Source organism: Tumebacillus lacus (assembly GCF_026410385.1).
Lineage (GTDB): Bacteria > Bacillota > Bacilli > Tumebacillales > Tumebacillaceae > Tumebacillus > Tumebacillus lacus.
The window spans coordinates 84,105-104,337 of the sequence record NZ_JAPMLT010000002.1 but is presented as its reverse complement, the minus strand read 5'-3'; the positions used below and the strand labels follow the sequence as shown (position 1 = coordinate 104,337).

Annotated in this window: 21 protein-coding genes and 1 riboswitch; of the genes, 18 read left to right on the top strand and 3 right to left on the bottom strand. The window is 59.8% G+C overall.

From position 1 onward, the window contains the following. Window positions 1–31 precede the first annotated feature (31 nt). Together OS242_RS04885 and OS242_RS04880 are read right to left on the bottom strand one after the other, a co-directional pair. On the bottom strand, window positions 32–706 hold the full coding sequence (locus OS242_RS04885; protein ID WP_267150535.1) for a TerC family protein: 675 nt from the start codon (window positions 704–706) through the stop codon (window positions 32–34). Between the two features lie 310 nt (window positions 707–1,016). Beyond that, window positions 1,017–1,784, bottom strand: a complete 768-nt coding sequence (locus tag OS242_RS04880) for a ferritin-like domain-containing protein (protein WP_267150534.1) — start codon at window positions 1,782–1,784, stop codon at window positions 1,017–1,019. 150 nt (window positions 1,785–1,934) lie between these two features. On the opposite strand from OS242_RS04880, the gene OS242_RS04875 reads away from it, so the two are divergent. The 6 genes from OS242_RS04875 to OS242_RS04850 all read left to right on the top strand — a co-directional run bounded on the left by OS242_RS04875 (window position 1,935) and on the right by OS242_RS04850 (window position 6,694). Then, on the top strand, window positions 1,935–3,167 hold the full coding sequence (locus OS242_RS04875; RefSeq protein ID WP_267150533.1) for an ATP-grasp domain-containing protein: 1,233 nt from the start codon (window positions 1,935–1,937) through the stop codon (window positions 3,165–3,167). Between the two features lie 6 nt (window positions 3,168–3,173). Continuing rightward, window positions 3,174–4,220 carry a YheC/YheD family endospore coat-associated protein gene (locus OS242_RS04870; RefSeq protein WP_267150532.1) on the top strand — a complete coding sequence of 349 codons (1,047 nt, stop codon included), beginning with the start codon at window positions 3,174–3,176 and terminating at the stop codon, window positions 4,218–4,220. 104 nt (window positions 4,221–4,324) lie between these two features. Then, entirely contained in the window at window positions 4,325–5,233 is a 909-nt protein-coding gene (locus OS242_RS04865) for a MerR family transcriptional regulator (protein ID WP_267150531.1), read from the top strand. A 4-nt stretch (window positions 5,234–5,237) separates the two neighbouring features. Further along, window positions 5,238–5,822, top strand: coding sequence for a hypothetical protein (locus OS242_RS04860; RefSeq protein WP_267150530.1), 585 nt, complete (start codon window positions 5,238–5,240; stop codon window positions 5,820–5,822). 109 nt (window positions 5,823–5,931) lie between these two features. Next, window positions 5,932–6,426 (top strand): DUF1722 domain-containing protein, encoded by a 495-nt coding sequence (locus OS242_RS04855; protein ID WP_267150529.1) that lies wholly within the window; start codon window positions 5,932–5,934, stop codon window positions 6,424–6,426. 1 nt (window position 6,427) lies between these two features. Then, window positions 6,428–6,694: a hypothetical protein gene (locus OS242_RS04850; RefSeq protein WP_267150528.1), complete on the top strand. Its 267-nt coding sequence runs from the start codon at window positions 6,428–6,430 to the stop codon at window positions 6,692–6,694. 33 nt (window positions 6,695–6,727) lie between these two features. On the opposite strand, the gene bluB is transcribed toward OS242_RS04850, so the two are convergent. After that, window positions 6,728–7,375, bottom strand: a complete 648-nt coding sequence (bluB, locus tag OS242_RS04845; RefSeq protein ID WP_267150527.1) for a 5,6-dimethylbenzimidazole synthase — start codon at window positions 7,373–7,375, stop codon at window positions 6,728–6,730. A gap of 103 nt (window positions 7,376–7,478) precedes the next feature. Here bluB and cobT point away from each other — a divergent pair, with 103 nt between their 5' ends. The 12 genes from cobT to cobO all read left to right on the top strand — a co-directional run bounded on the left by cobT (window position 7,479) and on the right by cobO (window position 20,169). Next, a complete protein-coding gene (gene cobT, locus OS242_RS04840) occupies window positions 7,479–8,516 on the top strand; it encodes a nicotinate-nucleotide--dimethylbenzimidazole phosphoribosyltransferase (RefSeq protein ID WP_267150526.1) in 1,038 nt (345 codons plus the stop codon). An 83-nt stretch (window positions 8,517–8,599) separates the two neighbouring features. Beyond that, a riboswitch (cobalamin riboswitch) is annotated at window positions 8,600–8,782 on the top strand. A gap of 148 nt (window positions 8,783–8,930) precedes the next feature. Further along, window positions 8,931–10,739: a precorrin-3B C(17)-methyltransferase gene (gene cobJ, locus OS242_RS04835; protein WP_267150525.1), complete on the top strand. Its 1,809-nt coding sequence runs from the start codon at window positions 8,931–8,933 to the stop codon at window positions 10,737–10,739. Window positions 10,740–10,755: 16 nt separating this feature from the next. Beyond that, on the top strand, window positions 10,756–11,844 hold the full coding sequence (locus OS242_RS04830; RefSeq protein WP_267150524.1) for a sirohydrochlorin chelatase: 1,089 nt from the start codon (window positions 10,756–10,758) through the stop codon (window positions 11,842–11,844). Next, on the top strand, window positions 11,841–12,632 hold the full coding sequence (gene cobK / locus OS242_RS04825) for a precorrin-6A reductase (protein ID WP_267150523.1): 792 nt from the start codon (window positions 11,841–11,843) through the stop codon (window positions 12,630–12,632). Before OS242_RS04830 ends, cobK begins: the two co-directional genes overlap by 4 nt. Next, on the top strand, window positions 12,616–13,272 hold the full coding sequence (locus OS242_RS04820; protein ID WP_267150522.1) for a precorrin-8X methylmutase: 657 nt from the start codon (window positions 12,616–12,618) through the stop codon (window positions 13,270–13,272). Before cobK ends, OS242_RS04820 begins: the two co-directional genes overlap by 17 nt. After that, a complete protein-coding gene (locus OS242_RS04815) occupies window positions 13,272–14,384 on the top strand; it encodes a cobalt-precorrin-5B (C(1))-methyltransferase (RefSeq protein WP_267150521.1) in 1,113 nt (370 codons plus the stop codon). Before OS242_RS04820 ends, OS242_RS04815 begins: the two co-directional genes overlap by 1 nt. Continuing rightward, window positions 14,371–15,612, top strand: coding sequence for a precorrin-6y C5,15-methyltransferase (decarboxylating) subunit CbiE (cbiE, locus tag OS242_RS04810; protein ID WP_407702083.1), 1,242 nt, complete (start codon window positions 14,371–14,373; stop codon window positions 15,610–15,612). The genes OS242_RS04815 and cbiE overlap by 14 nt, the downstream gene beginning before the upstream one ends. Next, entirely contained in the window at window positions 15,609–16,331 is a 723-nt protein-coding gene (cobI, locus tag OS242_RS04805) for a precorrin-2 C(20)-methyltransferase (protein ID WP_267150520.1), read from the top strand. Before cbiE ends, cobI begins: the two co-directional genes overlap by 4 nt. Next, window positions 16,331–17,119 (top strand): precorrin-4 C(11)-methyltransferase, encoded by a 789-nt coding sequence (gene cobM / locus OS242_RS04800; RefSeq protein WP_267150975.1) that lies wholly within the window; start codon window positions 16,331–16,333, stop codon window positions 17,117–17,119. The genes cobI and cobM overlap by 1 nt, the downstream gene beginning before the upstream one ends. After that, window positions 17,119–18,243, top strand: coding sequence for a cobalt-precorrin 5A hydrolase (locus OS242_RS04795; protein WP_267150519.1), 1,125 nt, complete (start codon window positions 17,119–17,121; stop codon window positions 18,241–18,243). Before cobM ends, OS242_RS04795 begins: the two co-directional genes overlap by 1 nt. Further along, window positions 18,221–19,618, top strand: a complete 1,398-nt coding sequence (locus OS242_RS04790) for a cobyrinate a,c-diamide synthase (protein ID WP_267150518.1) — start codon at window positions 18,221–18,223, stop codon at window positions 19,616–19,618. The genes OS242_RS04795 and OS242_RS04790 overlap by 23 nt, the downstream gene beginning before the upstream one ends. Window positions 19,619–19,623: 5 nt before the next feature. Continuing rightward, complete coding sequence (gene cobO, locus OS242_RS04785; RefSeq protein ID WP_267150517.1) at window positions 19,624–20,169, top strand: cob(I)yrinic acid a,c-diamide adenosyltransferase; 546 nt, start codon at window positions 19,624–19,626, stop codon at window positions 20,167–20,169. Window positions 20,170–20,233: the final 64 nt, after the last annotated feature.

Here is a 20,233-nt window from a genome sequence, read left to right as displayed (position 1 = left end):
TTAAAGCGGCACTGGGTCATACGATACAGTATTAGTTTGCGGTGCTGCGTTGACGCATGTTTTTCATGCGACCGGCCACCAGCACGCCGCCGATCAGGACGATGGTGAGCGTCCATTTCAGTACCGGGTTGCCTTCGAAGACGGGGGCGAGGAAGCGCTCTTCGACGATCATCTTCGATGCGGTGTAGGCGAGCACGGCCGAGCCGATGTAGATGATCCACGGGTATTTCTCGATCCATTTCAGGACCAAGGTGCTGCCCCAGACAACGACCGGCACGGAGATCAACAGGCCGAGGATGACCAGCAGGAACGAGCCGTGTGCTGCGCCTGCGACGGCGAGGACGTTGTCGATGCCCATGACGGCATCGGCGATGATGATCGTGCGCACGGCCGCCCAGAAGGACGAGGTGGCTTGCACGTCATGCTGTTTTTCTTCGGTGAGCAGTTTGTAGGCGATCCAGATCAAGAGCAGGCCGCCGACCAGCAACAGTCCCGGGATCTCCAGCAACCAGACGACGAGCATGGTGGCGATGGCGCGGATGACGATCGCGCCGACGGTGCCCCAGATGATCACCTTTTTTTGTTGGTCTTTTGGCAGGTTGCGGGCTGCCAATCCGATAACGATCGCATTGTCACCGGCGAGCACGAGGTCGATGATGACGATTGAGAGCAGAGCCATGAAAAATCCGGCAGACAAAAATTCCATCGAGATCACTCCTTCATAAGGGTAGTGTGTGCTCTTCCCGATGTTTTCTATGAACGAAGACAAAAAAGACCTTTGCCGCGTTTGGAAAATCGGGCAAAGGTCTTGCTAACAACGAATGTTGAATAAAACTCTCGTTGCCGAAAGAGCCGGAGATCAGGCGATCTCGAAATGACGACTCAATCGTGGCAGCTACTCCCCTTTGGAGCACACGTATGAACTTTGTTACCAACATATTATGCGAAAAGGCGTCACATGTCTATAGATTTGGCGTGGAAGTTTGTAAATCTTTTGTGAAGGGCCGTCCAAGCTCTTACTGCAAACGAGTGCCAGGGTCCATCGGGCGGTCGCCGGCGCGGTCTTGGTAGCCGTCGACGAGGTGGGTCATGCCGCGCACGAGGGTGTCGTCTTCGAGGTTGCTGTACAGGTGGTAGCCGAGGTCTTCGCGGTCGACGAGCACTTCTTCGAGGACTTGCACGGTGCCGTAGTCGCCCAGTTCGCCGGCGCGGCGGATCTGCGCGCGGAGCATCTGCTGGACTTTCAGCTCGTGTTCGAGATCGTTGCGCAGGTAGTCGCGCATGCTGTAGCGGCCTTCGACTTCATGTTTGACGTAGGACAGTTCATGTTGGGTGACCGGGTGTGCGGTCGGGACGCCACCGAGGCGGGCGACGCGCTCGCCGATCTCGTCGATGTGCTTTTTGGTTTGTTCGATGTGTTCGTTGAGCAGTTCGTGCAGCGAGAGGAACGACTCTGCGCCTTCGGACAACCAGTGGTGCTTTTGGTATTGGTGCAGCAACACGTTCAGGGCGCACTGATGGTCGTCGAGCATCAAAGCCATTTCGAGGCGCACTTCATAGGGGAGGGAGATGCCGCAGCCGACCTGTTTGACGGTGCGCGGCTGTTGGCGCAGGATCATGTTGTGGTCGGAGGCGTGTCCCGGCATCATCGGGTCAAAGCCGGATTTGTCGAGGTTGAAACGCCCTTCGAAGTTGGACGCGTTGGTGAGCATCGCGCGCAGATCATGCGGCGGGTGTTCGCCCATTTCGGCGTTGGTTAGATTTGGGGTGTTTCTGTGCTCCATTTGATGACACTCCTTTGGATGGATGCTCGTTCGTGGTTATTGTTTCCTTGCCAGATACAGGCATGCGCACAATTTTTTTCAGGCCGCTTCCTTCCATTTGAGGGGGGCATAGGATAACACGATCAGACAGAGCGTGAAGGGGGCCAACCCATGCGAACGATTGTGTTTCTTGGGGTGAACAAGTCCGGGTCCAGTCGTGAGGCGGTTCGGGCGGCGGCCAATCTCGGGTATTTGACTGTGCTGTTGACAGACCGGGATGCGTTTTTGCAGCAGAGGTCGCTGTTTCCTGATGTCCATCGAATGATCCGGGTGGATCTGACGGATGAGGAGGCGATTCGTCAGCAACTGGTGATGTTGCAAAGGCAGGGAAGGGTGATTGAACTGATCGTCAGCATGATCGAGCCGCATGTGACCACGGCCGCTCGTCTGTCGCGGGAGATCTGCGGCACGCCTCTCTCTTGTGAAGCGATGGAGCGCATGCAAGACAAGATTCTCACGCGCGATCAACTGCGGGGAACGGCGTATGGCGTGCAATTTGCCAGTTGGGACCCGGAAGCGGAGTCGTGGGAGTCGTGGACCGAGCGGGAGCGGATGCCGCTGCCGGCGGTGGTCAAGTCGCCGCGCTCGACCGGTTCCAAGGATGTGCTGAAGGCGGTGGATGAGGAGGAACTGCGGGCGGCGGCTGAACGGCTGGCGGCGAAGTACGACGGGGAGCCGGTGCTGATCGAGGAGTATCTCGACGGACCGCAGGTGCTGGTGGAAGCGCTGGTGTGGGAGGGAACGGCGCGGATCGTCGCGGTGATCGAGCAAGAGATCTCGAAGGAGGAGCGATTTATCGTCACCGGGTATGCGGTGCACACGGTGATCCCGGACGAGTGGCGGGAGAGTCTGCCGCGCGCCGTGCAGGAGATCGTGACGGCGATGGGAATGGATCTTGGGGCGTGCCATCTGGAGATGCGCGATGTGCGCGGCGGATGGAAACTGATCGAGAGCAACCCGCGCATCTCCGGCGGTGCGATGAACTCGCTGATCGAGGCCGCCTACGGGATCAATCTGATGTATGAGACGCTGCGGCTGTTTCTTGGCGAAACGCCGAATCTGTCACGGCGGCATGTGCGGCCGGCGTTTGCGCAATATGTGACGGTGAAGGAGCGCGGTGTGCTCCAACGCGTGACCGGCAAACAGCAGGCGGCGAGCTACCCGTCTGTACACGAGGTGTATGTCAAGCCGAAGCAGGGGACGCGGCTGCAACCCCCGCTGTCGATGGGACATCGGTATGCGTATGTGATCGCGACAGGCAACACGCTGGACGAGGCGAGGGAACTGGCAAAGCATGCGGCGGGCAAGATCACCTTTCACCTTCGTTCTGAGGAAAGGAGGTGAAGAGGGTTGAAGGTCACAGTAGGCATGATGCATTACCGTCGCGACCCGCGTACGCTGTTCAAAGCGTATGCGTATGCGGCGGCGGCAAAGATGGAAGGGGTCGATTTCTTTTATTTCACGCCGGGACGAGTCGATTTGGAGAAGCGGACAATCGTGGCTTGGTTTTATGAAGACGGGGCATGGGTCGAGCGCGAGACTTCCTTTCCGGATGTGATTTATAACAGCGGCGGCTCGGTCAGTGAAAAGACGGATGAAGTCATCGAACGTCTCTTCGACGAGATCCCGTACACGAGCCACTCGGTCGGCGACAAGGTGACGGTCTACAATCGCCTGCTCAAAGGCCGCCTGTTTGCCAAGTACCTGTTGCCGACGCACCGGGTGCGCAGCGAGGACGACGTGCTCGACAAGCTCAACGAGTACGAGCGGGTGATCGTCAAGCCGACGTCCGGCGCGAAAGGGATCGGCGTGGTCTATGTGGAGCAGAACGGCGATGATTTTGTCACGATCGAGCAGACGGAGCGCTCGCTGTTTACCCGCCGTGAGTTTGAACGATGGTTGGAGCAGTGGCTGGAGATGGAGGACTTGCTGGTCCAGCCGTATGTGGCGTCGCGAACGAAGGCGGGGCAACCGTTTGATTTCCGGCTCCATGTGCAAAAGGGCGGGCAAGGCCAATGGGTGATGACGACGATCTACCCGCGCATCGGGCAGGCGGGAAGCATCATCACGAACTTGAGCGCCGGCGGGGCGACGAACGAGTTGAAGTTTTTCCTGGAGCATGAGTTTGGGACGGAGGCGTACGACATCGCTCGCGAGTTGGAGGTGTTTGCGCTGCAACTCGCGGCTCATATGGACGAGGTGTATGAGGAGAACTTTGATGAACTCGGGATCGACATCGGTCTCGACCCGCATCGCAAGTTCTGGCTCTATGAGGTAAACTGGCGTCCCGGTCAGCCGATGCTGTTCCGATTGGAACTGGATGTGGTGCGGAATATGATCTTGTATTGCAAATATCTCGCCGCCCATTACGGGCAAAATAAGTGGCGGGCCCAGTGAGTAATCAACCGGACCTCTTCCGTACAGGAATGAGGTCTTTTTTTCTGCGTACTGTAGATGTATAATGATTGTATAAGGTATGAAAAAGAATGGAGAACCATTTTATGTATAATATCAAATCGGTCTCGAAGATGTTGGAGATGCCGGCGGTGACGATCCGGGCGTGGGAGAGACGGTATCATGTCGTGACGCCGGTCCGCTCGGAGTCGGGGCATCGATTGTACACCGATCAGGACATCGAGGATCTGCGCTGGCTGAAGGTGCAGACGGAGGAAAAGGGCATCAACATCTCGCAAGCGGTGAAGATGCTGGAGAAGATGCGCGAAGAACGGCGCAGGCTCCCGGTCTCGGAAACGCAGATGCCGGTGATGTCCGACAATCTTGAGGAACTGCGCAGCGATCTGTACCGGGCGTTGCTGCAACTCGATGCCGGTCGTGCAAACGCGGTGCTGGATCTGGGTTTTTCGATGTTTCACTACGAAGAGATGTTTCATGGGGTGATGGCGCCGATCCTGTGCCGGATCGGCGATGAGTGGGAGCGCGGCGAGGTCAGCGTGGCGCAGGAACATTTTTCCTCGAACCTGTTGTCGCAGCGTTTTTATCAATTTTTCCGCGTGTTTCCGGTCGATCCGGCGTTGCCAAAAGCGCTGGCGTTCTGCCCGGCGAAGGAGGAGCATCAGATCGGACTGCTCTTGTTCTTGCTGTTCCTGCGCAAAAAAGGGATGGACGTGATCCACCTCGGGCCGAACACGCCGCAACTCGGCGTGCGGGAGATCATCCGCAACCACGGGGTGAAGGTCGTCGCCGTGTCGCTGACCGACCCGGCGCAGTGCGAGGAGACGGAACGAATGCTCGGCGAGCTGAAGGCGGAGTTTCCCAAGATCAAACTGGTGCTGGGCGGGCAAGGGTTTGCGCAAGTGTCTGCACCGTGGCGTCCTTTGGTGCTGGACGGAAACAGGGAAGCGTGGGAGACGTGGTACGCGGCTGACGTGCAGACGATGAAAAGGGGGTAGCCCGGTGCCGGAGCAGGATCTGCGTGCCCTCTATCAACTGTTGGCGAAAGTGGCGCTCGGCACGGTGATGTCCCGCGAGGAAGCTCTGGCGATGGGCGAGTTGCCTGCGGGACGGCTGGCCGATCTGAAAAAAGCGTCGTGGATGATTCGCCGACGTGCGTTCGGGCGGGCTGTGACGTGGTGTCTGCAGGAGGAGGCGGCGGTGATCGAACTGCCGGTGCGGCCGGGGCAGACGTGGGCTGAGCGGGTCGATGCGCTGTATGCGATCCGGGAGCGATGCCGGGAGTGTGCGTCCGGTTGCACCGTCAAGGTGACTGTCGCCGAGGACGAAGACGTGGAGCTGTCGGAGGTGATCCGGTTGCTGTGCGTGGCGCAGTTTGTCTGGCAAGGGGCGGTGCGTTTGCAGGTCGATCCGGCCTCCGGAGCGGAGCGACTGCGGGAGATGCTGGCGGCAGGGGCGGACGATGTCGGGGTGCTGACCGATCCGGCCGTTTCGCGGATGACGGCGTTTTTGGCAGAGGAACTGGGGCTGGAATTGGCGAAAAGGGTAGCTGTGTCCGACAGAAACAGGGCGGGTGCGACCGAATGAATGTAGAAGAAGCGGGTTTCGGCATGTTTCGAGGGTTCGATGCATGAACTGATCATACGGAATCTTTCGATAGGATAAGAGGAAACAGGCTGCGGGAGGTGACATCCAGATGACGTATGGACGAGTGGACGCGGAAGTCTACGAGATGATCGATCGCCGCAACCGGCGGCTGACGGCCGAGCTACAGCGGATGGAGGAAAAGGTGCGGGAGGTCAAGGCGCTGGAGGAGATCTGGCACCGGCTCAAATTTGTTGTGCTCGAAAGCAATCCGAGCGGCTATTTCCGCATTCGCACGATGTTTAACAATCATCGACTGGGCGCGGTCTCCTATCCGATGTTGAAGCAAAATGTGTTTCGCATCTTTTACGATTCGCTGGCGGGCGAGGTCTCGGATGACAACATGATCAATCTGTTGACGCACATCTGGGGGTATCTCAAGAAGCATGTCGTCGAGTCGGAGCGGGATGAGGTGCTCGATCTGATCGGCGAGCTGTCGAAAGGAAATCTCGATGTCACCAAGCGGTTGTTTGATCTGTTTGCCGACCTGCATGCGCGGCATGGCAAGCGCAATCTGATGGACCCGCCGCTGGAAGGGATCGTGTGAGATGAAAAAGGAAGTTTGGGTGCTGGTGCTGTCCGTTTTGACGATTCTCGTCGTCGTGACGGGCGGCTATATGGTTGAAAAGGTGTGGAGTGAGGATCGCGAGGCGTGGGTTCCGTGGGGCACCTTCGAGGGTCCGAGCGGTGCTGAACTGCGCAACCGGGCGGTGGAACGGCTGACGGAGCGAGGGATCGAAGTGCGCGTGACAGAGAAGGGCGATCTGGAGATTCGCAAAAAGGATCAGGAGGAAGCGGTCATTTGCTGCACATAGGAAAAGAGGCTCCGAGGGGATCGGAACCTCTTTTTATTTTTGCCCCCAGCGGTCTTGGTGCAGGAGGTCGGCAAAGTGCTCCCGTTTGCGCCAGCCGGACTGTTCGAGGATCGGAGCGCTCGGATAGTCGTCGGTGTAGCCGAACGAGAGCAGTGCAACCGGTTCGATGTGCGGCGGGATGCCGAGGATGCGGCGGACGTCCGGTTTTTTATAAAAGGAGACCCAGCCCATGGCGATCCCTTCCGCGTAGGCGGCGAGCCACATGTTTTGGATGGCACAGGCGACAGACAGGATGTCCGTCTCGGGGATCGAGTTGCGGCCGAGGACGTGGTCGCCGCCGCGCGTCGGATCGCAGGTGATGCAGACAGTCAGCGGGGCTTCGCGCAAGCCTTCGACTTTGAGGGTGAGGAAATGAGCGTCGCGGCCTTCTTGGGCGAAATGGATCGCGAGGGCGCGGCGTTCTTTGTCGGCGGCGAGGGCGAGTTGGTCTTTGATCTGCTCGTCGCGCACGAGGATGAAATCCCACGGCTGCATGAAGCCGACAGACGGCGCATGGTGGCCGGCGAGCAGGATGCGCTGGACTTTTTCGTCTTCCAGCGGGTCTGATTTGAAAGAGCGGACGTCGCGTCGGTTGCGGATCGCTTCGTAGACGGCATCGCGCTGTTCGGGTGTGAAGTTCATGTTGTGTGACACCTCCTGTTTGACATGATGTTACCATGATTTGTCTTCCTTGGCTCAGACTTCTGGTATATACTATGCGGCAATGAAGGGGGCGAGTGTGCAGATGATGCTGATGACGGTCAAAGGGAAGATTGCAGAACTCGATGCAGCGGCGATGACGGCTGCGAGGGAGCGGTGGGATCAATTGACGAAACCGCTGGGTGCGCTGGGCAAGCTGGAGGAGATCGGGGTGAAGTTGTCCGGGATTCAAGGGACGGTGTACCCGTCGGTGGCACGTCGGGCGGTGGTGGTGATGTGCGGCGATCACGGGGTCGCGGCGGAAGGGGTCAGCGCGTATCCGGCCGATGTGACAGGGCTGATGATGCAGAATTTTTTGAAGCAAAAGGCGGCGATCAACGTGCTGGCGGCGCAGGCCGGGGCGGAGGTGCTGATCGTCGATGTCGGCTCCCGCGTCGAGGAGAAATGGGACGGGGTGCTGCATCGCAAGGTGAAGGCGGGCACCGACAACATGGCGCAGGGACCTGCGATGACGCGTGATGAGGTGCTGCAGGCGATCCAGGTCGGCGTGGAGGTGGCGGACGATCTCAAAGCTCGCGGCGTGGAAGTGGTCGCGCTCGGCGAGATGGGCATCGGCAACACGACTCCGAGTGCGGCGATGGCGTCGGTGCTGATCGGGTACCCGGTGGCGGCGCTGACCGGCTACGGCACGGGGATCACGGTGGAGGAGAAACCGCGGAAGATCGCGGTGATCGAAAAGGCGATTGAGGTCAATCGTCCGGACCCGGCCGATCCGCTCGATGTACTGGCGAAAGTGGGCGGTTTGGAGATCGCGGGACTGGTTGGCGTCATATTGGGCGCGGCGGCGAATAAAATGGCTGTTGTGGTGGACGGGGTGATCGCGGGTGCGGCCGCATTGGCGGCGTGCCGGATCGAGTCGAACGCCGGTTGTTATTTGTTTGCGTCGCATCTGTCGCAGGAGCCGGCGCATGCGGTGATGTTGCAGGAGATCGGGCTCAGTCCGTTGTTGACGCTCGATATGCGGCTGGGAGAAGGGACGGGCGCTGTGTTGGCGATGCCGTTGCTGGAGGCTGCGACGCGGTTGGTGGCCGAGATGGCGACGTTTGCCGATCTGGGACTTTAGCAAGATGGGCTTGTAGGGGCGGCGACGTTCGCCTATAATTCTAGTCAGTTGGATGAAAGATTTGCCACTTGTTTTTTGAAAAATACATATGAGCGCAACCGGGTGTTCGCGAGAGCTTAAAAGGGAAGCTGGTGTAAGTCCAGCACGGTCCCGCCACTGTAAATGGGGAGCTTTCTTCATCTGCCACTGTGAGAATATCGATCATGGGAAGGCGAAGAAAGCAGAGATCCATAAGTCAGGAGACCTGCCCGGTTGTTTGTTCCATGCCTTCTTACGAGGAATAAGGGGATGGGTGACTGCTTTTGTGGACAAATCGTGCGGGTTGCCGGAGTTGTGGCAGTTGTGCGTGTCGATAGGAGGCGCCTTTCCTTTGGGAAGGGCGTCTTTTTTTGTTGGATTTTTTTGGAAGGGGAGATGAGTGTGCGAGGCAAGCTGTTGATCGTGGGATTTGGACCCGGGAGCTTTGAGCATATCACGAAGCGGGCTCGGGAAGCGATTGAGGAGTCGGATGTGATCATCGGGTACAACACGTACGTCGATCTGATTCGCGGGCTGTTGACGGAGAAGCACGAGATCGTGCGGACGGGGATGACGGAGGAAGTGTCGCGGGCCATCGAAGCGGTGCGGCAGGCGGAGATGGGGAAGAAGGTCGCGGTGATCTCGTCCGGGGATGCCGGGGTGTACGGGATGGCGGGCCTTGTGTATGAGGTGTTGATCGAGAAGGGCTGGCGTGAGGAGTCGGGCGTCGAGGTCGAGGTGGTGCCGGGGATTTCGGCGGTCAACTCGGTGGCGTCGCTGCTCGGGGCGCCGGTGATGCACGACTACTGCTGCATCTCGCTGTCCGACCATCTGACGCCGTGGGAGTTGATCGCGCGGCGGGTGGAAGCGGCGGGGATGGGAGATTTCATCGTCGCGCTGTACAACCCGAAGAGCGGGAAGCGTACGCGGCAGATCGCGGAGACGCAGAAGATCCTGCTGAAGTACCGCCCGGCTGAGACGCCGGTCGGGCTGGTGAAAAGCGCGTACCGGGATCGGCAGCAGATCGTGATGACGACGCTCGGGGAGATGCTGGAGCACGACATCGGGATGCTGACGACGGTGGTGATCGGCAACTCGTCGACGTTCTTCTACGACGGCAAGATGATCACGCCGCGCGGCTATCAGCGCAAATACACGCTCGGGAAAGAGGAGCAGCCGCTGCGGATGAACGAACGACTCCAAGAAGAACACGAGCCGTGGGCCCTGCACGGCGGGGTCAAGGAAGGGAAAGGCGCGGGCAGTGCAGGCAGTGCAGGCAGTGCAGGCAGTGCAGGTAGTGCAGGTAGTGCAGGTAGTGCAGGTAGTGCAGGTAGTGCAGGTAGTGCAGGTAGTGCTGGTGCTGGTGCTGGTGCTGGTGCTGGTGCTGCGGTTTTGAATGCGGTGCCGGTGACGGGAAAGGGTGTTATGGAGACTGAGGCAGCGGCCGTTTCTCCGCTGGAGTTGGCGATGGACGCTGTGACGCGGCTGGTGGAGCGCGGGGTGATCGAGACGGATGTGGTAAGCAAGGAGCAGGTGTCTCCCTACTACGCTTCGATGACCGCGATCTTGGAACTGGCGGTGTCGCCGGGGGTGTGGGAGAAGAAGATCTCCAACGGGCAGATGATGACGATCCTCGAAGTGGTCGGGGAAGACGGCGAAATGGAGTATACACCGAATCATCATCTGCTCCTGCGCGTGCCGACCGCCGAACCGGACGCTGTCGTCCGGAAACTCCGCGCGGCCGGTTTGAACGTGCAAGGCATCGGCAATGTGGTGCAGATGAAAGCGTGCGATTTTTGCCAAGGGGAAAAGGCGGCTTCGATCCCGGAGGCGGAACGGTTGGCCGAGCGGCTCGCCGGACTGACTGTGCCGAAGGAGCTGCGCATCGGCTTTGCCGGGTGCGCGATGGCGTGCTACGGATCGGTGATGGAAGATGTCGCGGTGGTGTATCGCCGCAATCGATATGACCTCTTCCTCGGCGGCAAGACGATCGGCCGCAATGCCCACGCAGCCCAGCAGGTCGCCGAAGGGTTGGATGCAGACGAAATCGTCGAGACGGTCGAGCGCATCGTGGCGGAGTACAGAGAAAAAGGGCATCCGGATGAGCGATTCCACAAATTTTTCAAACGAATGGGCGTGGTCGCCGGATATCGCCATCAGGAAGTGGCGGAACCGATTCCAGTCGATACGGTGTGCGGAGATTGAGGAGGGAGCGAACGCGATGAAACAGGCGATTTTGCTGGTCGGACATGGCAGCCGCGATCCGCAGGGCAATGAGGAACTGCTCGCTTTTGCCGAGCGGGTGCGGGAGCGGCTCGCCGGAGAGTATCCGGTGGTGGAGACGTGTTTTTTGGAATTTGCCAAGCCGAATATCGCACAGGGCATCGCAAACTGTGTGACGGCGGGCGCGACGCAGGTGACGTTGGTGCCGATTATTTTGTTCGGAGCCGGGCATTCGAAACTGCACATCCCGCATGAGATCGATGAGGCGAGAGTGCGGTATCCGGACGTGACGTTTGCGTATGGCAAGCCGATCGGGGTGCATCCGTTGACGCTGGAGATCTTGGCGGCACGGTTGCGCGAGGCGGGATATGCGTGGGAGACCGGGCAGGAACGCAGCGAGGATGCGATCTTGATCGTGGGGCGCGGGAGCAGTGACCCGGATGCGAACAGCGATCTGATGAAAGTGGCGCGGCTGCTGTGGGAGAAGGTGCCGGTGCGGTATGTGGAGACGTGCTATATCGGCGTGACACAGCCTGATTTTGCAGAGGGGATGCGGCGTTGTGTGAGCCTGGGGGCAAAGCGGGTGTACGTGCTGCCGTATTTTCTGTTCACGGGCGTACTGATCAAGCGGATGGAAGCGATGTTGCTGGAGTTTTCTGAGCAGTACCGGGAGGTGCCGATGCAACTGGCCGGGTATTTTGGATTCCACGACGCGCTGATCGAGATCCTGCGCGACCGCGTGGAAGAGGCCGCACGCGGCGAGGCCAAGATGAACTGCGACAATTGCCAGTTCCGGCTGGCCGCGATGGATGGGCATCACCATCATCATGATCATGATCATGATCATGATCACGACCATGGGCACGATCACGGACATGATCACGGACATGATCACGGACATGAGCACGGACATGAACACGGACATGAACACGGACATGAACACGGACATGAACACGGACATGAACACGGACATGAACACGGACATGAACACGGACATGAACACGGACATGAACACGGACATGAACACGGACATGAACACGATCACGATCATGTTGCGGCGAAGCGGTTGGAGGTTGGGGGGTTATGATTTTTCAATTGTGCGGCACGAGCGACGCTCGCGAGCTGGCGGTGCAGGTCCGCGAGGCGGGGCATGAGGTGTTGACGTCGGTGGTGACCGACAGTGCGGCGAAGAGTCTGGAAGAAGCCGGGCTGCCGGTGCGCGTCGGGCGGCTGACGCTGGAGGAGATGATCGCGCTGTTCCGGGAACAAGGGGTGCAAGTCGTGGTCGACGCAGCCCATCCGTTTGCCGAAGAAGCGCACAAAAACGCGATGGCGGCGACGCAAGCCTGCGGCATCCCGTATATCCGGTTCGAACGCGCGGCCCTGCAATTTCAAGCCCACCCAAACCTCCACTTCGTCGACGACTACGCGGCCGCCGCCGACAAAGCGGCTGAACTGAAAGGCACGGTCATGCTGACCACCGGTTCCAAAACGCTCGGCATCTTCACCAAACGGCTGCTCGGCGTCGAAGGCGTCCACCTCGTCGCCCGCATGCTCCCCCGCCTCGACAACATGGAAAAATGCGCTGAACTCGGCCTTGAACAAAAGCAAATCATCGCCATGCAAGGCCCGTTTTCCAAAGAACTCAACATCGCCCTCTACCGCAACTACAACACCGACGTCGTCATCACCAAGGAAAGCGGCAAAGTCGGCGCCGTCGACGAAAAGGTCGAATCTGCGCTGGAACTGGGCCTGCAAGTGATCGTCATCGGCCGTCCGGGCCTTGCGTACGGCGATGTGTACAGCGAAAGCGAGCCGGTGCTCGCACATCTGAAACGTCTGAGAGGAGAAGTGGCACATGGACTTCAAAACTGATTTTATCCCGTTGACCGTACAACCGCAGGAGATCGAAGCCTACAGCTTCAACATCATCACCGAGGAACTGGGCCCGCACCCGTTCACCGAAGAACAATACCCGGTCGTCCAGCGCGTCATCCACGCATCGGCCGACTTTGACCTGGGCCTGAGCATGGTCTTCCACCGCGATGCGGTGCGTGCCGGCATCGAAGCGATCCGCGCCGGCAAAAACGTCTACGCCGACGTGCAGATGATCCAGTCGGGCATTTCCAAACCGCGCATTGAAAAATTCGGCGGTGACGTGCGCGTCTACATCTCCGACGCGGACGTGGCCGCTGAAGCGAAACAGCACAATCTCACCCGCGCCATCATCGCCACCCGCAAAGCGGTCGCCGAGCAGCCGGACGGCATTTTCGTCATCGGCAACGCGCCGACCGCCCTTCTGGAACTGATTCGTCTGATCAAAATCGGCGAAGCGAGACCGTCGCTGGTGATCGGCATGCCGGTCGGCTTTGTCTCCGCTGCCGAGTCGAAGGATGAACTGGCGAAACTGATCGACGGCGACGTGCCGTTTATCACCAACATCGGACGCAAGGGGGGCAGCCCGGTCTCGGTCGCGGCGATGAATGCGATCTCGCTGATGGCCGAGCGCGGCTAATGCGCAAAAAGGAAGAGGAGAAAGACCCGTCGCAGATGCGACACGGCTACACCACCGGCGCCGTCGCAACGGCGGCGACGAAAGCGGCGCTCCAAGCGCTGATCACAGGCGAGCCTGTCGCGAGTGTCGAACTGCGCTTGCCGATCGGCGAAGTGGCGACATTTGCTGTCGAACAGCTCGAAGTTTCCCGGGAAATGACGATTTGCGGCATGATCAAAGACGCGGGCGACGACCCGGATGCGACCCATCTGGCGTTGATCCGCTCCGAGGTCTCGTGGTCGGCGTCGGGCGAATATGAGCTCGACGGCGGCATCGGCGTCGGCCGCGTCACCAAGCCAGGTCTCCCCGTCCCCGTCGGCGAAGCGGCGATCAACCCTGTGCCGCGCCGGATGCTGCGGCAAGCGGTGGCCGACGTGCTGAACGAGTACGGCATCGACCGGGGTGTGCGCGTGGTGATCTCCGTGCCGGACGGCGAAGAGATCGCCAAAAAGACGCTCAACGAGCGGCTCGGCATCATCGGCGGCATCTCGATCCTCGGCACGAAAGGCATCGTCGTCCCTTTTTCAACGGCGGCGTATCAGGCGTCCGTCGTGCAGGCGATCAAAGTCGCCCGCGCAGGCGGTGTGGAGCATCTGGTGCTGACCACAGGCGGCTCATCGGAGAAATACGCGATGCGGATGTTCCCGGAACTGCCGCAGGAAGCGTTTATTCAGATGGGCGACTTTGTCGGATTTTCTCTGCGTCACGGCAAGCGGCAAGGGGCGAAAAAAATCTCTCTCGTCGGCATGATGGGCAAATTTTCAAAGATCGCGCAGGGCGTGATGATGGTGCATTCTAAATCGGCTCCGGTGGATTTTGAATTTTTGGCGGACGTGGCGGCGGGCTGCGGGGCGATGCCGGAGATGCGGGAGGAAATACGCGGGGCCAACACGGCTTCGCAGGTGGGCGACATCATGGCCGCAGCCGGTTTGGACCGATTTTTTGTCGAGCTGAGCCTGCATGCGTGCCGACACGCGTTGCAAGAGGTCGGCGGCGGGCTCTGTGTGGAGACGGTGCTGACGACGATGAAAGGCGATCTGTTGGGGAGGGCGACTGTTGATGATTCAAAATGAGATCCATGTCATCGGGATCGGCGATGATGGGGCGGCAGGGCTGTTTCCGCACCTGCTGGCGGTGATCGAGCGGGCGAACGTGCTGGTCGGGGGGGAGCGGCATCTGGAGTTTTTCCCGCTGTTTGCCGGGGAAAAGGTGACGATCACCGGGAAGCTGACCGAACTGACCGAGCGACTGATCGAAGAGCGGTCGACCGGACGCAATGTGGTCGTGCTGGCATCGGGTGATCCGCTGTTTTACGGCATCGGGAGCTATCTGGCGTCGAAAGTGGCAGGCGTGGTGATCCACCCGCATCTGTCGTCGATCCAACTCGCGTTTGCGAGGCTCGGGTTGGGCTGGCAGGATGCGTACATCCACAGCTTGCACGGCAAAAGCATCAAGGGCCTCGCCCAGCGCATCGACGGACGGGAGAAGGTCGCGATGCTGACCGATCATCAAAATACGCCGTCGGTGATCGCCTGCTATCTGCTTCATTACGGGATGACCGAGTACCGGATGTTCATCGCGGAAAATCTTGGCGGGGCGGAAGAGCGGTGCCGTTTGCTGGAGTTGGAGGAAGCGGCGGAGATCGAGTGTTCGCCGCTCAACGTGGTCGTGCTGGTGCGGAAGAAAGAAGCGAAGGTGCGCAGATGGGCGCTCGGGATCGACGACGAGGAGTTTGCCCAACGCAAGCCGGACAAAGGGCTGATCACCAAGCGGGAAGTGCGCGTGCTGTCGATCTCGGAGTTGCAACTCAAGCGGGACAGCATCGTGTGGGACATCGGGACGTGCACCGGATCGGTCGCGATTGAAGCGGCGAAAGTGGCCAGTGAAGGGCACGTGTACGGCATCGAAAAAAACGAGGCCGATCTGGAAAATGCGCGGGAGAACGGGCGGAGATATCGCGCCGACTTGACGCTTTTGCACGGCAAGGCGCCGGCGGGGCTGGACGAGTGGCCGGACCCGGACGCGGTGTTTATCGGCGGCTCGGGCGGCGAGATGGGCGAGGTGTTGCGCATCTGCTCGGAGCGGTTGCGGGAAGGCGGGCGCGTGGTGCTCAACGCGGCGACGATCGAGACGCTGTATGAAGCGACGCAGACGTTTGCGGCACTTGGCATGAAGACGCGGGTCACGCAGTTGCAGGTGGCGAGGAGCAAGCCGGTCTTGCACCTGACACGGTTTGAAGGGTTGAACCCGATCTGGATCATTACAGCGTGGAACGCAAAGGCGGAGGAGGAGACAGAATGACGACAGCGACGAAGACAGGCCGCCTGTACGGTCTGGGAGTGGGTCCCGGCGACCCGGAGTTGATCACGGTCAAGGCGTTTCGGATCTTGAAAGAGGTCGATGTGGTGGCCTATCCGAAGAAGCGGCAAGGCAGCAAGAGCTATGCGCATCAGATCGCGGAGATGTATGTCCGTCCCGGTGAGAAGGAGATGCTCGGGCTGGTGTTTCCGATGACGAAAGATGAGGAGACGTTGAAGACGGCGTGGGCAAAAGTGACGAGCGACATCTATGCGTTGCTGGAACAGGGCAAGGACGTGGCGTTCGTGACGGAAGGCGATCCCAATCTGTACTCGACGTGGATTCATATGGCGCGCGGCATGCAGGAGGCGCATCCGAACGTGGAGATCGTGTCGGTGCCGGGGATCTCGTCGGCACTGGGAGCGGCGGCACGACTCGGTCTGCATCTGGCGGACGGCGACGACCTGTTTGCCATCGTCCCGGCGACGGAGGATCGCGAGGCGATGAAGCAGGCGCTCGAGTCGCATGACACGGTCGTCTTTATCAAGGTGGCGAAAGTGATCGATCAGATGATCGGCATCCTGGAAGAACTGGGCTTGAAGGAAAACGCGTCGGTCGTCACCAAGGTCACGTCCGGCGAAGAACAGGTTTGGCGAAACGTCGAGGAACTGCGCGGGCAGGAACTCAACTATCTCACGCTGATGGTGGTGCGAAAATCATGATGGTGCTGGAACCGAAAGTGTACATCGTAGGCGCAGGACCGGGCGACCCGGATCTGATCACCGTGAAAGGTCTGACCATTTTGCAACAGGCGGATGTGGTGCTGTACACCGATTCGTTGGTCAACGAGGACCTGATCGCCAAAGCGAAGCCGGATGCGACCGTGCTGAAAAGTGCGGGGATGGATCTGGAAGAGATGGTCGATGTGATGAAAGCGGCCGTGGCCCAAGGCAAGAGCGTAGCCAGAATGCATACGGGCGATCCGGCGGTGTACGGGGCGATCCTGGAGCAGATGGTGTTGCTGAAGAAGGAAGGCGTCGCGTTTGAAAATGTGCCGGGGGTGTCGTCGGTGTTTGCGGCGGCGGCTGCGCTGGGTGCGGAATTGACGGTGCCGGAGTTGTCGCAAACGGTGATCTTGACCCGTGCGGAAGGACGGACGCCGGTACCGGAGCGCGAAAAATTGGCCGATCTGGCGAAGCATCATTGCACGATCGCCCTGTATCTGAGCGCGACGCTGACCAAGAAAGTGATGAAGGAATTTATCGACGCGGGCTGGGCACCGGAGACGCCGGTGGCGGTGGTGCAGCGGGCGTCGTGGCCGGATCAGAAGATCGTGCGCACGACGGTCGAAGGGCTGGATGAGGCGATGAAGGAAAACGGAATTCGCTCGCATGCGATGATCTTGGCCGGATGGGCGCTCGATCCGACGCTGGTGGACCGGGATGAGCATCGTTCGAAATTGTACGACAAGGAGTTTACCCACAAGTTCCGCAAAGGGGTGACGACCTGATGTCGAACCCGTATGCGATTGTCGCGATCACCAAGCACGGAGTGGAGATGGCGAGGGAACTGTGCGAGAAACTGCCGGGGGCGGATTTGTATTACATGAGCAAGTTCGCCCGCGGCGATGAGGAAGAGAAGGGCATCCGGCTGTTTGAAGGATCGGTCAAATTGATTCTCCCGGATCTGTTTGCGAGGTATACGGGGATCATCCAGTTTATCTCGCTCGGGGCGGTGGTGCGGATGATCGCGCCGATTTTGAAAGATAAAAAGACCGATCCGGGCGTGGTGGTGGTCGATGATCGCGGGCAGTTTGCGATCTCGGTGCTGTCGGGGCATCTGGGCGGGGCCAATGAGTTGACGCGGGTGGTCGCGGAGTTGATCGGAGCGGCGCCGGTGATCACGACTGCCTCCGATGTGCAGAAGACGATTCCGGTCGACATGTTCGGGCGGCAGTTCGGCTGGGTGATCGAGAGTTTTGAGCATGCCACGCCGGTGTCCGCGTCGGTGGTGAATGAGGAGCCGGTCGTGCTGGTGCAGGAAGCTGGCGAGCGCGAGTGGTGGACGTATGAGAAGCCGTTGCCGGAGCATATCCGCGTGGTCGGAAGTGCGGCGGAGGCGGTGGAGCTCGCCGATTGGTGGAAGGCGGCCCTGATCGTGACGGATCGGGAGTTGAGTGAGGTGGAGTCGGCCGTTTTGCTGCGCAATACGGTGGTGTATCGGCCGAAGTCGCTGGTGCTCGGGATCGGGTGCAACCGCGGGACTTCCTTTGAGGAGATCGAGGCGGTGGTGCTCGATACGCTGTCGGAACTGCGGTTGTCGGTGAAGAGTGTGCGCAATGTGGCGACGATCGATCTGAAGAAGGATGAGGCCGGGCTGCTGGTGCTGTGCGAGAAGTATGGCTGGGAATTGGTGACGTATGCGCCGGAGGAGCTGAATCGGGTGGAGTTGTTGAATCCGTCTGAGACGGTGTTCAAGTACACCGGGGCGTATGGGGTGTCGGAGCCTGCCGCTTTGTTGTCGGCAGGGGCTGAGGAGTGGATTTTGGAGAAGAAGAAGTCGGGCAATGTGACGATTTCGATGGCGCGGGTGCCGGGAGGAGCAGGTGTTCATGCGGAGGTTGCACAGACCTAGGATTGTGATCGGCGGCACCGGAAGCGGAGCCGGGAAGACGACGTTGACGCTGGGGTTGATGGCGGCGTTACGGCGTCGCGGGTTGACGGTGCAAGGTTTTAAGGTGGGGCCGGATTATATCGATCCGACGTATCATACGGCGGTGACGGGACGACCGTCGCGAAATCTGGATACGTGGATGGCGTCGGCCGATGTGATGAAGGAGATTTTTCTGCGCGGGAGTGAGGGCGCGGATGTCTCGGTGATCGAGGGCGTGATGGGGTTTTACGACGGGAAAGACCCTCGGTCGGATCAAGGAAGCACGGCGCAGGTGTCGATGTTGCTGGAGGCTCCGGCTGTTTTGGTGGTCGGGATCGCGAGCATGGCGCGGTCGGCGGCGGCGATTGTGAAAGGGTTTGCGACGCTGTCGGAGGGTGTGTCTTTGGCAGGCGTTGTGTGCAATCAGGCTGGAAGTGCCGGGCATATTTCGCTGTGCAAGGCGGCGATTGAGCAGGAGTGTGAGGTGCCGGTGCTCGGCGGGTTTGTGCGGACGGAGGGCATTCAGATCCCGGAGCGGCATCTCGGGTTGGTTCCGGCTGTGGAGCGGGGGGAGTTGGCTCCGTTGTTTGACCGGCTCGCCGATTTGGTGGAGGAGTTTGTGGATGTAGATCGGGTGATCGAGATCGCGCGGAGTGCTCCTGATTTGGATGAGTGTGAGGCGGGTTTGTTTGGCGGGGCTGTTGAAGAGGCGGCCGGGGTGAAGATCGCGGTGGCGAGGGATGCGGCTTTTAATTTTTATTATCCGGAGAATTTGGAACTGTTGGAGAGGTTCGGGGCGGAGTTGGTGTTTTTTAGTCCCCTGGCCGGGGAGAAGGTTCCGGAGGATGCGGGGGCTTTGTATATCGGCGGCGGGTTTCCGGAGGAGTTTGCCGGGGAACTGGCCGGGTATACCGATGCGCGGCAGGATTTGAAGGAGCGGGTTTTGGGCGGGTTGCCGACGTTGGCGGAGTGCGGGGGGTATATGTATCTCGGAGCTTCGTTGGCTGATCGCGACGGCGTTGTGCATGAGATGTGCGGCGTGGTGCCGGGTGAGGTGAAGATGCAGGGGAAGTTGGCGGCTCTCGGGTATCGGGAGGCGACGGCTGTTGGCGGGCATTTTCTGTTGCCTGTTGGGGAGACGGTGCGGGGGCATGAGTTCCACTATTCGACTCTGACGGAGTTGGGGGAGTTTGCGTACGCGTATCGGGTGAAAGGGCTGCGCGGGGAGAAGGAAGAGGGGTATGCCGGTGGGCGGTTGGTTGCCGGGTATACGCATTTGTATTTTCCTTCGAATCCGGAGGTGGCAAGGAGATTTGTGGAGGAAGCAAGGGCTTTTGCGCGGGAGAGGAGTGTGTAGGTTTGGTGGATCGGGCGAGACGGCGCGGGATGGTGCTGGTGTATACCGGCGATGGGAAAGGGAAGACGACGGCTGCTCTGGGGTTGACGCTGCGGGCTGTGGGGCGCGGGTATAAGGTGCTGGTGTTGCAGTTTATTAAGGGACCGCAGCGGGTGTACGGGGAGAAGATCGCGCTGGAACGGCTCGGGGTGGAGGTGCGGCAACTTGGGGTCGGGTTTACGTGGACGAAGACGCCGGAGGAACATCGGGAGGCTCTTCGGAAGGCGTTCGCGATGGCGAAGGAGGAGATTGCGAGCGGGGTGTATGATGTGGTGGTTTTGGATGAGTTGAATAATGCGTTGGGGATTGAGAGGTTTCCGATTGATGATGTGTTGCCTTTGGGGGAGGTGGTGGAGATGATTCAGGGCAGGCCGTCTTATCTGCACGTTGTTGTGACAGGGCGTGGGGCGAAGCAGGAGATGATTGAGGTGGCTGATTTGGTGTCGGAGATGAAGGTGGTGAAGCATTATTACGAGGAGGGTGTGCCGGCGGTGTTCGGGGTTGAGTACTAGCTTGATGGTGGACGGAGGTTGGGTGGCGCGGGGCGGGAGGATGTTCCTGTCGTTCGCGAAGTCG

Coding starts and splice junctions, on each gene's coding strand:
- OS242_RS04820 (WP_267150522.1), top strand. CDS start 12,616: ATGGACTTCAAAACTGATTTTATCCCGTTGACCGTACAACCGCAGGAG.
- OS242_RS04855 (WP_267150529.1), top strand. CDS start 5,932: ATGACGTATGGACGAGTGGACGCGGAAGTCTACGAGATGATCGATCGC.
- cobI (WP_267150520.1), top strand. CDS start 15,609: ATGACGACAGCGACGAAGACAGGCCGCCTGTACGGTCTGGGAGTGGGT.
- cbiE (WP_407702083.1), top strand. CDS start 14,371: ATGATTCAAAATGAGATCCATGTCATCGGGATCGGCGATGATGGGGCG.
- OS242_RS04875 (WP_267150533.1), top strand. CDS start 1,935: ATGCGAACGATTGTGTTTCTTGGGGTGAACAAGTCCGGGTCCAGTCGT.
- cobT (WP_267150526.1), top strand. CDS start 7,479: ATGATGCTGATGACGGTCAAAGGGAAGATTGCAGAACTCGATGCAGCG.
- OS242_RS04795 (WP_267150519.1), top strand. CDS start 17,119: ATGTCGAACCCGTATGCGATTGTCGCGATCACCAAGCACGGAGTGGAG.
- OS242_RS04815 (WP_267150521.1), top strand. CDS start 13,272: ATGCGCAAAAAGGAAGAGGAGAAAGACCCGTCGCAGATGCGACACGGC.
- OS242_RS04865 (WP_267150531.1), top strand. CDS start 4,325: ATGTATAATATCAAATCGGTCTCGAAGATGTTGGAGATGCCGGCGGTG.
- OS242_RS04830 (WP_267150524.1), top strand. CDS start 10,756: ATGAAACAGGCGATTTTGCTGGTCGGACATGGCAGCCGCGATCCGCAG.
- OS242_RS04790 (WP_267150518.1), top strand. CDS start 18,221: ATGCGGAGGTTGCACAGACCTAGGATTGTGATCGGCGGCACCGGAAGC.
- bluB (WP_267150527.1), bottom strand. CDS start 7,375: ATGAACTTCACACCCGAACAGCGCGATGCCGTCTACGAAGCGATCCGC.
- cobK (WP_267150523.1), top strand. CDS start 11,841: ATGATTTTTCAATTGTGCGGCACGAGCGACGCTCGCGAGCTGGCGGTG.
- OS242_RS04885 (WP_267150535.1), bottom strand. CDS start 706: ATGGAATTTTTGTCTGCCGGATTTTTCATGGCTCTGCTCTCAATCGTC.
- OS242_RS04880 (WP_267150534.1), bottom strand. CDS start 1,784: ATGGAGCACAGAAACACCCCAAATCTAACCAACGCCGAAATGGGCGAA.
- cobM (WP_267150975.1), top strand. CDS start 16,331: ATGGTGCTGGAACCGAAAGTGTACATCGTAGGCGCAGGACCGGGCGAC.
- cobJ (WP_267150525.1), top strand. CDS start 8,931: ATGAGTGTGCGAGGCAAGCTGTTGATCGTGGGATTTGGACCCGGGAGC.
- OS242_RS04850 (WP_267150528.1), top strand. CDS start 6,428: ATGAAAAAGGAAGTTTGGGTGCTGGTGCTGTCCGTTTTGACGATTCTC.